Source organism: Thiomicrorhabdus immobilis, from assembly GCF_021654855.1.
GTDB lineage: Bacteria > Pseudomonadota > Gammaproteobacteria > Thiomicrospirales > Thiomicrospiraceae > Thiomicrorhabdus > Thiomicrorhabdus immobilis.
Genome location: NZ_AP024202.1, coordinates 2,500,477 through 2,513,265, shown reverse-complemented (window position 1 = coordinate 2,513,265; position 12,789 = coordinate 2,500,477). Strand labels below are relative to the sequence as shown.

Here is a 12,789-nt window from a genome sequence, read left to right as displayed (position 1 = left end):
GTGGTTAAAAAACGTTCAGGTATGGGTAGTCGTGGCATTCATGCAATGCTAGGAGCAAAGCAGAAATCAGATAATAGCAGCGCCGATTTACGTATCGAAAAGTTACTTGTTGACCAGTTACAGCCAGGCCAGTATCAACCAAGACAACAGTTTGAAGATGTGGCGCTTCAAGAGTTAGCAGACTCGATTAAGGTACAGGGAGTGGTTCAGCCAATTATTGTGCGCCCGATTGGTACCGATAAATATGAGATCATCGCCGGCGAACGACGTTGGAGAGCTTCCAAATTAGCAGGCCTGGATAAAGTTCCAGTGGTGATTCGTCAAGCAGATAGTCAAGCCACATTAGCGATGGCGTTGATTGAGAATATTCAACGTGAGGATTTGAATCCAATTGAAACGGCCATTGGTTTAAAGCGTTTGCTAAAAGAGTTTGACCTAACTCAGCAAGCCGTTGCCGATGCGGTTGGGCGTTCGCGAGCCGCAGTGTCGAACCTGCTACGTTTATTGAAATTGCCACAAAACATTCAAGACGCCTTACACAAAGGTCGTTTAAGTATGGGGCATGCTAGAGCGATCATCAGTCTGCCTGAACCGGTTCAAAAAGAGTTGGCGGACAAATCCATTGAAAAGGGCTGGTCTGTTCGTGAAATGGAGGAAGCGGCACAACAAGTATTAGTGCCTAAGAAGCTAATTCAAAACGCTAAGAAAAAGGCGATTCCAGGTATTGATAAAGTAATCGACCATCAAAATGCATTAGGCGAAAAACTGGCAGCCAAAGTTAAAATCAATCACCATGAAACAGGTAGAGGTAAGATTGAAATTAGTTATGCCAATATGGAAGAGTTAGAGCGTTTACTGAATCTGTTATAAGTTTTATGTACTTCTGTAAGGTTTAGAAAAAAATTAATCAACAAAATATAAGTTACTGTATTACAAAGTTGTATAGGCAGATAGTGTGTTTTTATGATTATAAATCACACTATCTTGTGAGAATGAAAAAGTAACTATTAAAAAAGCAAAGAAAAGGGCTTTCTACAGTAGATTTTAGCCTTATAAAACATTATCATGTGCGGCCGTTTAGCTTGAACTTGATTCAACTAAAAAGTATCATTAACAGAGTTTGCCTTAGATTATGAGTGATGATTACCAACATAAGAAAGTTGTAAAAAATACAACAGAGGCACCTGGTCCTGCTGCGAACTTCTTATTGATAAGCGCAGGATCGATATTTACGTCGATGTTAATTGCCGGTTTTATAGTCGGTTATATGCTTGACCAAATTTTTGATACAACACCGATTTTCTTTTTAAGTTGTGCTGTATTAGGTTTTATTGGCGGTATTCAAAAAGTCCATGCGTTAACCAAACGTCTGGATCAGGTGCCGCCAAAGAAAGATGAAGAGACCAATAATGATTAAAGGTCTGGATAAAACTTTTAAAATCCAAGGAATAATTGGATTACTTGTTGTAGCTATATTTGCTACACAGGGCCAAGCGCTAGCCGCTGGTTACGGTTTTTTTGTGGGAATCATGAACGTGCTGATGTTGAGTTTTACTTTTAGTAAGGCCAATAAACGAGCCGAAGATGATGCAAAAGCCGGCATACTAATTTTATATATGAGTGCAGTGATTAGATTTGTTCTATTAGCTGTGTTATTTGTTTTGGGTCTGTCTTTTCTTGATGATAGTCAAGCCTTTCCAGTAGTATTAACCTTTGTGTTAATGCAGTTGGGACAGCTTTTCAATCTGAAGGGTAAAAGACGTTTGACTGATTAAGGAGTAGACCATTGAGTGCTGAAAAAATGGGAACTGTCGAGTATATTCAACATCACTTGACAAACAATCACATTGGCGAAGGCTTTTGGACATTTAACTTAGACACCATTGCCATCAGTATTATGATTGGATTAGTGATTGTCTTTACCGCTGCACGCTTAGGTAAGCAGTTGGAAACTGGTAAGCCAGGCGGGTTTCAAAACTTCGTAGAGTCTATTTTGGACTTTGTTGCGACTAACGTTAGGGATGCATTCCCAGGGCATAACCCTTTGATTGCCCCGTTAGCTTTGACAATTTTCCTATGGGTATGGTTAATGAACTTCATGGATTTAATTCCGGTTGATTTATTACCTTTGTTGTTCCAGGTGATTACTGGTGACGAACATGCTCATCTTAAGGTTGTACCTACAACGGATTTGAATACAACATTGGCAATGTCTTTGACTGTATTTGTATTGATTCTTTTCTATAACGTTAAGATCAAAGGTGTTTGGGGATTCACTAAAATGTTCCTATTCCACCCGTTTGGTAAATTCTTTATTCCTGTAAACATCGTGATGACTTTCATCGAAGAGATTTCAAAACCGCTATCTCTTGCTTTGCGTCTATTCGGTAACATGTTTGCAGGTGAACTAGTATTCCTATTGATCGCTTTGATCGGTGGAACATTAGCAGTGGGTGCCGCTGCTCTATTCTGGGCGCCATTACAAGTACTACTTGATTTAGGTTGGTTGATTTTCCACTTGTTGGTAATCACTCTTCAAGCCTTCATCTTTATGGTGCTCACGATTGTTTACTTAGGTATGGCTCACGACGAAGGTCACTAATCCGCCTAACGAACAATTAACGGAATAGGTGGCTAGATTTGTATCTAGTCACCAAAAGGGTTTAAGCGCACCTACTTATGTTTCATTACTTAGGTAAAAAGCTTTTTTTATTAACTTTTCTTTTTTTAACTTTAAACTTTGGAGAAAATCGATGGAAGTAACTGCTACTATGATTGCTGATATCTATGCTGCAACTGCTATTGGTGTAGGTGTAATTTTGGCTGCTGCCGGTCTAGGTTCAGCTATTGGTTGGGGTCTTATCTGTTCTAAAACTCTTGAAGGTATTGCACGTCAGCCAGAAATGCGTCCAGCATTAATGACTAACATGTTCATCTTCGCTGGTCTGATGGAATCTTTCCCATTCATCATCCTAGCTTTCGCAATGTGGTTCTTATTTGCTAACCCATTCGTTGGTGCGATGACTGCAGCTCTAGGTGCTTAATCCCACCAGTCTGTATCTAAGTATTAATTTAAATAACGAATGGCGAGGTAACCACTGTGAGTATTAACGCAACGCTTCTCATCCAGATGATCGCATTTATGCTATTAATCTGGTTTGTGAACAAAGTGCTGTGGGCACCATTGTCAAAGCTAATGGAAGACCGTCAGAAGAAAATCGCTGATGGACTTTCTGCAGCTGAGAAAGGAAAGCATGAGCTTGAATTAGCTGAACAAAAAGCCAAAGAAGTGCTTAAAGAAGCTAAAACAAATGCTCAAAATATACTGAGTCAAGCTGAAAAACGTGGTTCTGAAATCGTAGAAGATGCGAAAGTAAAAGCCGCGGAAGAAGCAGACCGTATTAAAGCTTCAGCCCAAGCAGAAATAGAGCAAGAAGTTAGTCGTGCGCGTGAAGGTCTTCGTAAAGAAGTTGCTTCAATCGCTATATCTGGTGCAGAAAAGATTCTTATGAAAGAAGTTGACGCTGCAACACATAACGACATGCTTGAAACCTTGGTTAAATCAATCTAAGGAAACTCTATGGCACAATTAATGACAATTGCAAGACCATACGCAGAAGCGGTATTCGCACTTGCAGAAGATGCGAATAACCTAGCAGGTTGGTCAGATGAATTAGCGAATCTTGCTACGATCTCTAAAGATCCAGCAATGATTGCTATGATTAAAAACCCAGCATACACAGCCGATCAAATCGTCTCTGTATTCACGGATGTGATGGGTGATAATCTGACAACTGAAGGTAAAAGCCTTTTAAATGCTATGGCTGAAAATAAACGCCTTATCGCATTAGCTGATGTTGCTGAAGTTTTTGAAACTTTAAAAGCTGAAGCTGAAAAGCGTGTAAGAGCGACTGTTATTTCAGCTCGCAAAACTACGGTTGAGCAGAAGAAAAAATTAAGTGCTGCACTAAATGCTAAGTTTGATGCCGAAGTAGAAATCAATTATGAAGAAGATTCTTCATTGATCGGCGGTATTAAGATTAAAGTCGGTGACTGGGCTATTGATGGTTCAGCACTTTCACAACTTAACAAACTTGGCGCAGCAATCGCCCAATAATGGAGAGGAACAAACATGCAATTGAATGCCTCTGAAATCAGCAACCTAATCAAAGACCGTATTAAAGGTTTTGATGGTGCAGCTGAGTCTGGCAGTGAAGGTACTGTTGTTAGCATCGCTGACGGTATTGTACTTGTTCACGGTGTATCAGACGTGATGTATGGTGAGATGGTTCAGTTCGACGAAGAAACTTTCGGTATGGCGCTTAACTTAGAGCGTGATTCTGTAGGTGTAGTTGTACTTGGAGAATATAGCCATATTTCTGAAGGTGACAAGGTAACTTGTACTGGTCGTATTTTAGAAGTACCAGTTGGCCCAGAAATGAACGGTCGTGTTGTTGACGCTTTAGGTCGTCCAATCGATGGTAAAGGTCCAATTGATACTAAAATCACTTCACCTATCGAGCGTATCGCTCCAGGTGTAATCGATCGTCAATCAGTTGATCAGCCAATGATGACTGGTATTAAATCAATCGATTCTATGATCCCAGTTGGTCGTGGTCAGCGTGAGTTGATCATCGGTGACCGTCAGACTGGTAAGACTGCAATCGCTATCGATGCAATCATTTCACAAAAGAACACTGGTGTGAAATGTATCTACGTTGCGATGGGTCAAAAAGCTTCTACAGTAAACAACGTAGCGCGTAAATTAGAAGAATACGGTGCAATGGATAACACTGTTATCGTTGCGGCAAACGCTTCTGATCCTGCGGCTCTTCAGTACATGGCAGCTTATGCTGGTTGTGCGATGGGTGAGTACTACCGTGACCGTGGTGAAGATGCTTTGATCATTTATGATGATTTAACTAAACAAGCACAAGCTTACCGTCAGGTATCTTTATTACTTCGTCGTCCTCCTGGACGTGAAGCATTCCCTGGTGATGTATTCTATCTACATTCACGTTTACTTGAGCGTGCTGCTCGTGTTAACGCTGACTACGTAGAAAGATTCACTAACGGTGAAGTAAAAGGTAAGACTGGTTCATTGACTGCTCTTCCTATTATTGAAACTCAAGCGGGTGACGTATCTGCTTTCGTTCCAACTAACGTTATCTCGATCACTGATGGTCAGATCTTCCTTGAAACAGGTTTATTCTCTCAAGGTATCCGTCCTGCGGTTAACGCTGGTTTATCTGTATCACGTGTTGGTGGTGCGGCTCAAACTAAAGCGATCAAGAAGTTAGGTGGTGGTATTCGTTTAGACTTGGCACAATACCGTGAATTAGCGGCATTTGCTCAGTTTGCATCTGATTTAGATGCAGCGACTAAAGCACAGTTAGAGCGCGGTAAACGTGTAACTGAGCTAATGAAGCAGAAGCAGTTCTTCCCACTTTCTATTGCAGAAATGGCAGTGTCATTGTATGCAGCTAACGAAGGTTACCTAGATGACATCGAAGTCAACAAGGTACTAGATTTCGAAGCAGCTCTACATGCACACCTTAACTCAGAACACGCTGCAGTTGCTGATGCAATCAATGCAAAAGGTGGCTGGGATGATGAAATCGTTGCAGGTGTAAAAGCTTGTATCGAGTCATTCAAAGCTAACGGCGTTTACTAAGATAAGGGGTAGGCCATGGCAGGCGGTAGTAAAGAAATACGAGCCAAGATTGGCTCCGTAACAAATACCAAAAAAATCACTAAAGCCATGGAAATGGTTGCGGCGTCTAAAATGCGTAAAGCGCAAGCTCGCATGGAAGCGACAAAACCATACGTCGAAAAAGTGAAGAGAGTAATCGGCCACGTTGCTGGTGCGCATCCTGAATATAAGCATCCTTATACTCAGGTACGTGCACAAGTTAAACGTGTCGGTTTAATTATGATCTCTTCTGATCGAGGTCTTTGTGGTGGTTTAAACTCAAACTTATTCCGTAAGGCTCTACCATTGCTTAAGCAGTGGAATGAACAAGGAATTGAGGTTGAACTTGCATTAGTCGGTAACAAAGCACAGACATTCTTCCGTAGTTACGGTGGTAATGTTGTCGCAACTGTTTCTGACTTGGGCGACACACCTCATATTGAGGACTTAGTTGGTACTATCAAGGTTGTTTTAGACAAGTTTGATGCGGGTGAAATCGATGAAGTTTATTTAGCTTCTAACGAATTTGTGAACACAATGGCACAAAACCCTACTATCAACAAATTAGTACCTCTTGAGGCTGAAGAAAAAACGGACGCTGGACATTGGGATTATTTATATGAACCTGATGCTAAATCTGCATTGGATTTATTAATGCGTCGTTATGTTGAAGCAACTGTGTTTGGTTCTGTTGTAGAAAATGCGGCATGTGAGCAAGGTGCTCGTATGATGGCAATGAAGAATGCAACCGACAATGCAGGTGAAATGATCAATGAATTGAAACTGTCTTATAACAAGGCACGACAAGCTGCGATCACTGCTGAAATTTCAGAAATTGTTGCTGGTACTGCAGCCGTATAAGTTTGATAGTTTCAATAAAAGGTTAAAGATTATGAACGGAAAAATAGTACAAATCATCGGCGCGGTAATCGACGTCGAGTTTAAAGGTGCTGATTTACCAAAGATCTATGACGCGTTAATGGTTGAAGAGCTAGGTTTAACTCTAGAAGTACAACAGCAAATCGGTGATGACGTTGTTCGCGCAATTGCGATGGGTTCATCTGACGGTTTAAAACGTGGCATGGCTGTTAAAAATACTGGTGAAGCGATTTCTGTACCAGTAGGTAAAGCAACGCTAGGTCGTATCTTCGACGTACTAGGTAATGCAATTGATAATGCAGGTCCTGTCGAAGCAGAACAAAAAAACACCATTCACCGTGCAGCTCCTGCATTTGACGAACTAGCGGCTTCTCAAGAGCTTCTAGAAACTGGTGTTAAAGTTATCGATCTAATTTGCCCATTCGCTAAGGGTGGTAAAGTTGGTCTATTCGGTGGTGCCGGTGTTGGTAAAACTGTAAACATGATGGAACTTATTCGTAACATCGCGATTGAACACTCTGGTTACTCAGTATTTGCTGGTGTAGGTGAGCGTACTCGTGAAGGTAACGATTTCTATTATGAAATGGAAGAGTCAGGAGTACTTGATAAGGTTGCTCTTGTTTATGGTCAGATGAATGAGCCTCCAGGAAACCGTTTACGTGTTGCCCTAACAGGTTTGACAATGGCTGAATACTTCCGTGACGAAGGTCGTGATATCCTATTCTTCGTAGATAACATCTACCGTTATACTCTAGCGGGTACAGAAGTTTCTGCACTTTTAGGTCGTCTACCATCTGCGGTAGGTTACCAGCCAACTCTTGCACAAGAGATGGGTCAAGTACAAGAACGTATCACTTCAACTAAGACTGGTTCTATCACGTCTATCCAGGCCGTTTACGTTCCTGCGGATGACTTGACTGACCCTGCTCCTGCTACTACATTTGCTCACTTAGACGCGACTGTTGTATTGAACCGTGCTATCGCTGAAACAGGTATTTATCCTGCAATCGATCCACTAGATTCAACTTCACGTCAGCTTGATCCACTAGTTGTTGGTCAAGAGCACTATGATGTAGCTCGTAACGTTCAGCAAACGCTACAACGTTATAAAGAGTTGAAAGATATCATCGCTATCCTAGGTATGGATGAACTTTCAGAAGAAGACCGTTCATTGGTTGCTCGTGCACGTAAAATGCAGCGTTTCTTCTCACAGCCATACTTCGTAGCTAAAGTATTCACTGGTGAAGATGGACGTTATGTTCCATTAAAAGAAACTATTCGTGGTTTCAAAATGATCGCTAGTGGTGAACTAGATGATGTTCCTGAGCAAGCATTTATGTACGCTGGTGACATTGACGAAGTTCTTGAAAAAGCGAAAAAATATCAAGGGTAATTAGTTATGGCAGTCTCAATGCAAGTAGATATTGTAAGTGCAGAAGGTGAAATTTTCTCAGGTAAAGCTGAGATGCTTTTTGCACAGGCTGCCGATGGTGAGGTTGGTATTATGCCTCACCATACCCAGTTTCTGAGCTCTTTGAAGCCTGGAACAGTACGTGTTGTTAGCGGTGATGAAGAAGATCATTTCTACATCAGCGGTGGTATCATCGAAATCCAACCTCATGTGGTTACGGTATTAGCTGATTCAGCTGTCCGTGCTGCTGATTTGGATGAAGCTGAAGCAACTGCAGCAAAACAGCGTGCTGAAGAAGCGATGACTAATGCTAAATCTGAGACCGACATTGCTCGTGCTCAAGTTGAATTAGCTGAAGCTGTTGCTCAAATTCAAGCGATTTCGAAACTTCGTGATCGTTTGCATAAGACTGGGTTGGCTTAATTCTTACCCTTATAAAAAAGCGGCTAATAAGCCGCTTTTTTTTTCTTTGTTGATTATTTTTGTCGCCTGTGGGCAATCTCTTCGTCAACGACGAGTCGTGTAGTAAACTACACTCACTTACGTTTCCTTGACCTTGTTCCACATTCAACTAAAACTAATCCAACAAATCCACTTATTCTTGTTTTAAAGAATGATTATGTAAAATAGTAATTTACATAATCATTTTTGTTTTTTAAGGAACAAAGTTATGGCTTTAAAAGTTGTTATTCTTGCTGCGGGTAAAGGGACTCGTATGCGTTCCAAACTGCCTAAGGTGTTGCAGCCGTTGGCTCAGAAGTCACTCCTACAGCATGTAATCGATACTGCTGAATCGCTTAATTCTGATTCGGTGATAACAGTGATTGGTCATGGTGCAGAACTGGTTGAGCTGCGAGTTGCAGGAGATAACCTAAGCTTTGTTATGCAGGAACAACAATTGGGTACAGGGCATGCCGTGCAGATGGCCAGCCATCTCGTTAATCCAGACGATACGGTACTGATTTTATATGGTGATGTACCGCTCACTTCTCTGCAGACATTGCAAGATTTATTGTCTTTAGTTTCTGAAATACACCCTCTTGCCCTGTTGACCATTAATCTTGCTAACCCAATGGGGTATGGTCGCATAGTGCGTGACCAACATAACGTGGTACAAGCTATTGTCGAGCAAAAAGACGCTTCTGCAGAGCAATTAATCATTTCGGAAGTCAATACCGGTATTATGGCGGTTAAAGGTCAACAGCTTAACCAGTGGTTGTCGCAATTGAGTAGTGATAATGCGCAAGGTGAATTTTATCTAACCGATATTATCGCTATGGCGGTTGATGATGGTTTTACCGTTCAAACCACACAACCTATCTCCGAAATCGAGGTTTTGGGTGTGAACGATAAGGTTCAGCTACAAGATTTAGAGCGTCGTTATCAAAAAGAACAGGCGATTAAACTGATGCAAGCAGGGGTTACTTTGATTGATGCCGCCCGTATTGATGTTCGTGGCATAGTCAAGGCAAATGCCGATGTTGAAATTGATGTGAATGTGATTTTTGAAGGTCATGTCGAATTAGGTGAAAACGTAAAAATCGGTGCAAACTGTTTCCTTAAAGACGTTAAGGTTGCCGATAACAGCGTAATCCACCCGTTTAGTCATCTTGAAGATTGTATTATAGGTTGTGACTGTATCATTGGGCCTTACGCTCGACTGCGTCCAGGTACCCAATTAGGTAATGCGGCTAAGATTGGTAATTTTGTCGAAACCAAAAAAGCGATTATCGGCGAGGGTTCCAAAGTGAATCATCTCAGTTATATCGGCGACACCCAGATGGGTCGTGATGTGAATATTGGTGCGGGCACAATCACCTGTAATTACGATGGGGTAAATAAACATAAGACGATGATTGGCGACCGTGTATTCGTAGGTTCTGATAGCCAACTGGTGGCGCCGGTCACAATCGGCGATGACGCAACGATTGGTGCAGGTTCTACCGTTACCAAGGACGCGCCGGAATCCCAATTAACCCTTTCACGTTCAAAACAGCTGACAATCCCAAGCTGGCAGAAGCCTTCTAAAAAGTAGACAAGACACCAATGAAGCATTTAGAAATTAAAGCCAGCTTATGCGAGCTGTTTAAAAAGGCGATGGCTCAAGCGGGTTGGCACATAACCCACCAAGATGTCGGGCAAACCGAATTATTGGCTTATGGTTATGTGATTATCTGGGAAAAAGAGAGCCATAAGGTCGTTTTACATTATTCGGACCGTCAAGGCATCGCTCAAGCGAATATTGAAACCTCTCCTCAAGTAGAGCAAGAAATTAAAACCATCATTAGTACGTTGTAGGCTGTTGTGGGTAAATTGCGTTCATACATCTCTTTGACTCGGTTGGATCGTCCTGTAGGTATTTATTTGGTGCTTTGGCCGGCTCTTTGGGCTTTATGGTTAGCTTCTGATGGCATGCCTTCACTCTATCTCATCTTCGTCTTCACCTTTGGCGCCATTTTGATGCGTTCGGCAGGTTGTGTGATCAACGATTACGCCGATCGAAATTTCGATGGTCATGTCGAGCGTACCTGTAATCGACCATTGGCCAACGGTGAAATCAGTGCAAAGCAAGCGTTAACTTTTTTTGGCTTACTGTGTTTAATCGCCTTTGGATTGGTTTTAACGCTCAACAGCCTGACAATTTACCTCTCATTTGGCGCGTTGTTTCTGGCCGCCTTATACCCTTTTATGAAACGTCATACCTATTGGCCGCAAGCCTTTTTAGGTGCGGCGTTCGCCTGGGCAATTCCCATGGCGTTTGCAGCGGTGCAAAACGATGTCCCTTGGCAGGTATGGCCTATCTTTGCCGCGACAATGATTTGGTCTCTTATCTACGATACCGCTTATGCGGTAGGGGATATGCAAGATGATTTGAAGATAGGGGTTAAGTCAACCGCGATTTTATTTGCGGATAATTTAGTACCGATTATCGCTCTTTTTCAGTTTCTGATGCTGTTATTGCTGGTTTGGATAGGGATTTTGTTTGGCTTAGGTGCGGTTTATTATGCAGGCCTGGTTATCGTCGGCTTATGGTTTGGCTATGACCTGTTCAGATTGAACAAGAAAGACGATGTTATAGCCTTTAAGGTATTCATTCAAAATCACTGGATAGGTTTGATTGTTTTGCTGGCAACCGCTATAGACTTAGCCATTAATCGATAACTAAACACTATTTTATAAAGGTCACCAGGCCTGGTCGGTTATGAAAATTATTGCAAGCGGGTGGTTTCTTGCGGTACTTCTAGAATAGGGTCTAACTCTAGCGCCCATTCAGCACTATCTAACGCTTGTGCAAAAATCTTAATCAAAGGCCCCAGTAGATCGGCATGATAAGGCAGAATAATGCCTTGACCTTTTTCAGGCTCCAAAATCAATTGTGCTTGATCGCTATAAATGTCTTTAAAGGTGATTTTAGCCAGCAGAATTGGTGACTCCCCTAATGGATAATTGGGATTTTCAGGTTTTTGATACTCACTCTCAAAATCACCCAGTAGTTGTGTTTGTTGTTTTTCAATTTGCGCTAATTGAGCCTTTTTTTCATCAAATAACGACTGCCCACTGGTTGGATGTTGACCATGTAAAACCGGAATGAAAATTTTCATAAAGCGACGAGTAATCCAAGCAAGATAGACTTGTTCATTGAGAGTTTTTATATTTAAGAGTATTCTGTCTTCAGCAGGGTGGTAAGACGCTTGGATTTGATTTATTTTATCGCTCATATCGGGTTCAATTATGGTCATTAAAGGCAGTTGGTTTCTTAATATGCAAAACGCTATTATAAAAGCTTTACTGATTAGCAGTGGACTATTCTCAGCTATCGGTTTTTCATCGACCGGCTTTGCCGATGATAGCAAGCCAAAATCCGAATCAGAAGAAAAACCCTTGCTGGAACGTGTTGCCAATCCCAAAATCAAAAGCTACCTTTCCAGTCTGTCTTCCGCGCAAGCTTATGTTGGCGACTACGTGCAAAGTACCGGTGAACGCCTAGACCGGTTTTTTGGCAGTGATGTACTCGATGTTACCCATAAAGGGAGCCGGTTGATTGTCTATACCCCATTTACCCTTTATGACAATGGCGATTCATACAGCAGTATCAACTTTAAAGCACAAATCGATTTACCTAGAACCAATCATCGTTGGAAGCTATTGGTTTCCTCGTTTGAAGGTGATGAAGAGCAAAACGTCAATAGCCTCAATAAAACCGAAATCTCACCGTCGAATACCCAGCAAACCGTCGATTCGGATAGCCAGAATACCTTGGCTGGCCGTTATCTTTTTCAAGTTTCTAAAAATGCGATTGGCCATGTCGATTTGGGATTAAAGTTCATCAACTATATCGAACCCAATCCCTATGTTAAATATAAAATCCGCTACAAAAAAGACCTGACAGAAAGCATTGAAGCCCGAACCACCCAAAACCTATATCTAGAACGTGACCGAGGATTTGCTTGGGAAGGCCAGCAAGTGTTCGATTATCAATACCAACCCAAATGGTTAGCAAGAAGCCAGACATCAACAACTTGGTGGCGAGATGATGCTGAAGTTCTGCTCAACCAAAAAGCGGTTTTGTTTGAAAGTGTTTCATCGATTACGGCACGAGCCTATTTTGTCGATGGGAATTGGACGATTGATAATCAAAATGCGATATTCAATTCGGTTGCGCTGGGAATGAATTGGCGTGAAAAACTCTATCAGGACTGGCTATATGGCGAGTTAGAGCCAAGAGTCACTTGGACTGAAACGGATAATTTTAACGAGCCCATCTACAGCCTACGTCTTATGCTTGAAATGCATTTCTATAAATAAA

Annotated in this window: 16 protein-coding genes; 15 read left to right on the top strand and 1 reads right to left on the bottom strand. The window is 41.8% G+C overall.

Features of this window, described 5'->3' with window-relative positions:
* The 14 genes from L6421_RS11345 (at position 1) to ubiA (ending at position 11,144) form a co-directional block, all read left to right on the top strand.
* Positions 1-870 carry a ParB/RepB/Spo0J family partition protein gene (locus L6421_RS11345; RefSeq protein ID WP_311195284.1) on the top strand — a complete coding sequence of 290 codons (870 nt, stop codon included), beginning with the start codon at positions 1-3 and terminating at the stop codon, positions 868-870.
* Between the two features lie 262 nt (positions 871-1,132).
* Positions 1,133-1,417: an AtpZ/AtpI family protein gene (locus tag L6421_RS11340; RefSeq protein ID WP_237261902.1), complete on the top strand. Its 285-nt coding sequence runs from the start codon at positions 1,133-1,135 to the stop codon at positions 1,415-1,417.
* Positions 1,410-1,775, top strand: a complete 366-nt coding sequence (locus tag L6421_RS11335; RefSeq protein ID WP_237261901.1) for an ATP synthase subunit I — start codon at positions 1,410-1,412, stop codon at positions 1,773-1,775. Before L6421_RS11340 ends, L6421_RS11335 begins: the two co-directional genes overlap by 8 nt.
* An 11-nt stretch (positions 1,776-1,786) precedes the next feature.
* Positions 1,787-2,602: a F0F1 ATP synthase subunit A gene (gene atpB, locus L6421_RS11330; protein ID WP_237261900.1), complete on the top strand. Its 816-nt coding sequence runs from the start codon at positions 1,787-1,789 to the stop codon at positions 2,600-2,602.
* Between the two features lie 151 nt (positions 2,603-2,753).
* Complete coding sequence (atpE, locus tag L6421_RS11325) at positions 2,754-3,044, top strand: F0F1 ATP synthase subunit C (RefSeq protein WP_019557536.1); 291 nt, start codon at positions 2,754-2,756, stop codon at positions 3,042-3,044.
* Positions 3,045-3,100: 56 nt separating this feature from the next.
* Entirely contained in the window at positions 3,101-3,571 is a 471-nt protein-coding gene (locus tag L6421_RS11320) for a F0F1 ATP synthase subunit B (protein ID WP_237261899.1), read from the top strand.
* Positions 3,572-3,580: 9 nt separating this feature from the next.
* A complete protein-coding gene (locus tag L6421_RS11315; protein ID WP_237261898.1) occupies positions 3,581-4,117 on the top strand; it encodes a F0F1 ATP synthase subunit delta in 537 nt (178 codons plus the stop codon).
* Positions 4,118-4,132: 15 nt separating this feature from the next.
* The gene (gene atpA / locus L6421_RS11310; RefSeq protein ID WP_237261897.1) at positions 4,133-5,674 is read left to right on the top strand and encodes a F0F1 ATP synthase subunit alpha; all 1,542 of its coding nucleotides are present in this window, start codon (positions 4,133-4,135) and stop codon (positions 5,672-5,674) included.
* A 15-nt stretch (positions 5,675-5,689) separates the two neighbouring features.
* Complete coding sequence (gene atpG, locus L6421_RS11305) at positions 5,690-6,553, top strand: F0F1 ATP synthase subunit gamma (RefSeq protein WP_237261896.1); 864 nt, start codon at positions 5,690-5,692, stop codon at positions 6,551-6,553.
* Between the two features lie 28 nt (positions 6,554-6,581).
* On the top strand, positions 6,582-7,964 hold the full coding sequence (gene atpD, locus L6421_RS11300; RefSeq protein ID WP_237264498.1) for a F0F1 ATP synthase subunit beta: 1,383 nt from the start codon (positions 6,582-6,584) through the stop codon (positions 7,962-7,964).
* A gap of 6 nt (positions 7,965-7,970) precedes the next feature.
* Positions 7,971-8,405, top strand: coding sequence for a F0F1 ATP synthase subunit epsilon (locus L6421_RS11295; RefSeq protein ID WP_237261895.1), 435 nt, complete (start codon positions 7,971-7,973; stop codon positions 8,403-8,405).
* Positions 8,406-8,652: 247 nt separating this feature from the next.
* On the top strand, positions 8,653-10,017 hold the full coding sequence (glmU, locus tag L6421_RS11290; RefSeq protein WP_237261894.1) for a bifunctional UDP-N-acetylglucosamine diphosphorylase/glucosamine-1-phosphate N-acetyltransferase GlmU: 1,365 nt from the start codon (positions 8,653-8,655) through the stop codon (positions 10,015-10,017).
* Positions 10,018-10,028: 11 nt separating this feature from the next.
* Positions 10,029-10,280 (top strand): hypothetical protein, encoded by a 252-nt coding sequence (locus L6421_RS11285; RefSeq protein WP_237261893.1) that lies wholly within the window; start codon positions 10,029-10,031, stop codon positions 10,278-10,280.
* Positions 10,281-10,286: 6 nt separating this feature from the next.
* Entirely contained in the window at positions 10,287-11,144 is an 858-nt protein-coding gene (gene ubiA / locus L6421_RS11280) for a 4-hydroxybenzoate octaprenyltransferase (protein WP_237261892.1), read from the top strand.
* 47 nt (positions 11,145-11,191) lie between these two features.
* On the opposite strand, the gene L6421_RS11275 is transcribed toward ubiA, so the two are convergent.
* Positions 11,192-11,701: a hypothetical protein gene (locus L6421_RS11275; RefSeq protein ID WP_237261891.1), complete on the bottom strand. Its 510-nt coding sequence runs from the start codon at positions 11,699-11,701 to the stop codon at positions 11,192-11,194.
* A 43-nt stretch (positions 11,702-11,744) separates the two neighbouring features.
* Here L6421_RS11275 and L6421_RS11270 point away from each other — a divergent pair, with 43 nt between their 5' ends.
* Positions 11,745-12,788: a hypothetical protein gene (locus L6421_RS11270; RefSeq protein ID WP_237261890.1), complete on the top strand. Its 1,044-nt coding sequence runs from the start codon at positions 11,745-11,747 to the stop codon at positions 12,786-12,788.
* Position 12,789 lies beyond the last annotated feature (1 nt).

Excerpts from the sequence above, each read along its gene's own strand:
- L6421_RS11340 (WP_237261902.1), top strand. The coding sequence starts at position 1,133 with ATGAGTGATGATTACCAACATAAGAAAGTTGTAAAAAATACAACAGAG.
- L6421_RS11335 (WP_237261901.1), top strand. The coding sequence starts at position 1,410 with ATGATTAAAGGTCTGGATAAAACTTTTAAAATCCAAGGAATAATTGGA.
- atpE (WP_019557536.1), top strand. The coding sequence starts at position 2,754 with ATGGAAGTAACTGCTACTATGATTGCTGATATCTATGCTGCAACTGCT.
- L6421_RS11315 (WP_237261898.1), top strand. The coding sequence starts at position 3,581 with ATGGCACAATTAATGACAATTGCAAGACCATACGCAGAAGCGGTATTC.
- atpA (WP_237261897.1), top strand. The coding sequence starts at position 4,133 with ATGCAATTGAATGCCTCTGAAATCAGCAACCTAATCAAAGACCGTATT.
- atpG (WP_237261896.1), top strand. The coding sequence starts at position 5,690 with ATGGCAGGCGGTAGTAAAGAAATACGAGCCAAGATTGGCTCCGTAACA.
- L6421_RS11295 (WP_237261895.1), top strand. The coding sequence starts at position 7,971 with ATGGCAGTCTCAATGCAAGTAGATATTGTAAGTGCAGAAGGTGAAATT.
- glmU (WP_237261894.1), top strand. The coding sequence starts at position 8,653 with ATGGCTTTAAAAGTTGTTATTCTTGCTGCGGGTAAAGGGACTCGTATG.
- L6421_RS11285 (WP_237261893.1), top strand. The coding sequence starts at position 10,029 with ATGAAGCATTTAGAAATTAAAGCCAGCTTATGCGAGCTGTTTAAAAAG.
- L6421_RS11275 (WP_237261891.1), bottom strand. The coding sequence starts at position 11,701 with ATGAGCGATAAAATAAATCAAATCCAAGCGTCTTACCACCCTGCTGAA.
- L6421_RS11270 (WP_237261890.1), top strand. The coding sequence starts at position 11,745 with ATGCAAAACGCTATTATAAAAGCTTTACTGATTAGCAGTGGACTATTC.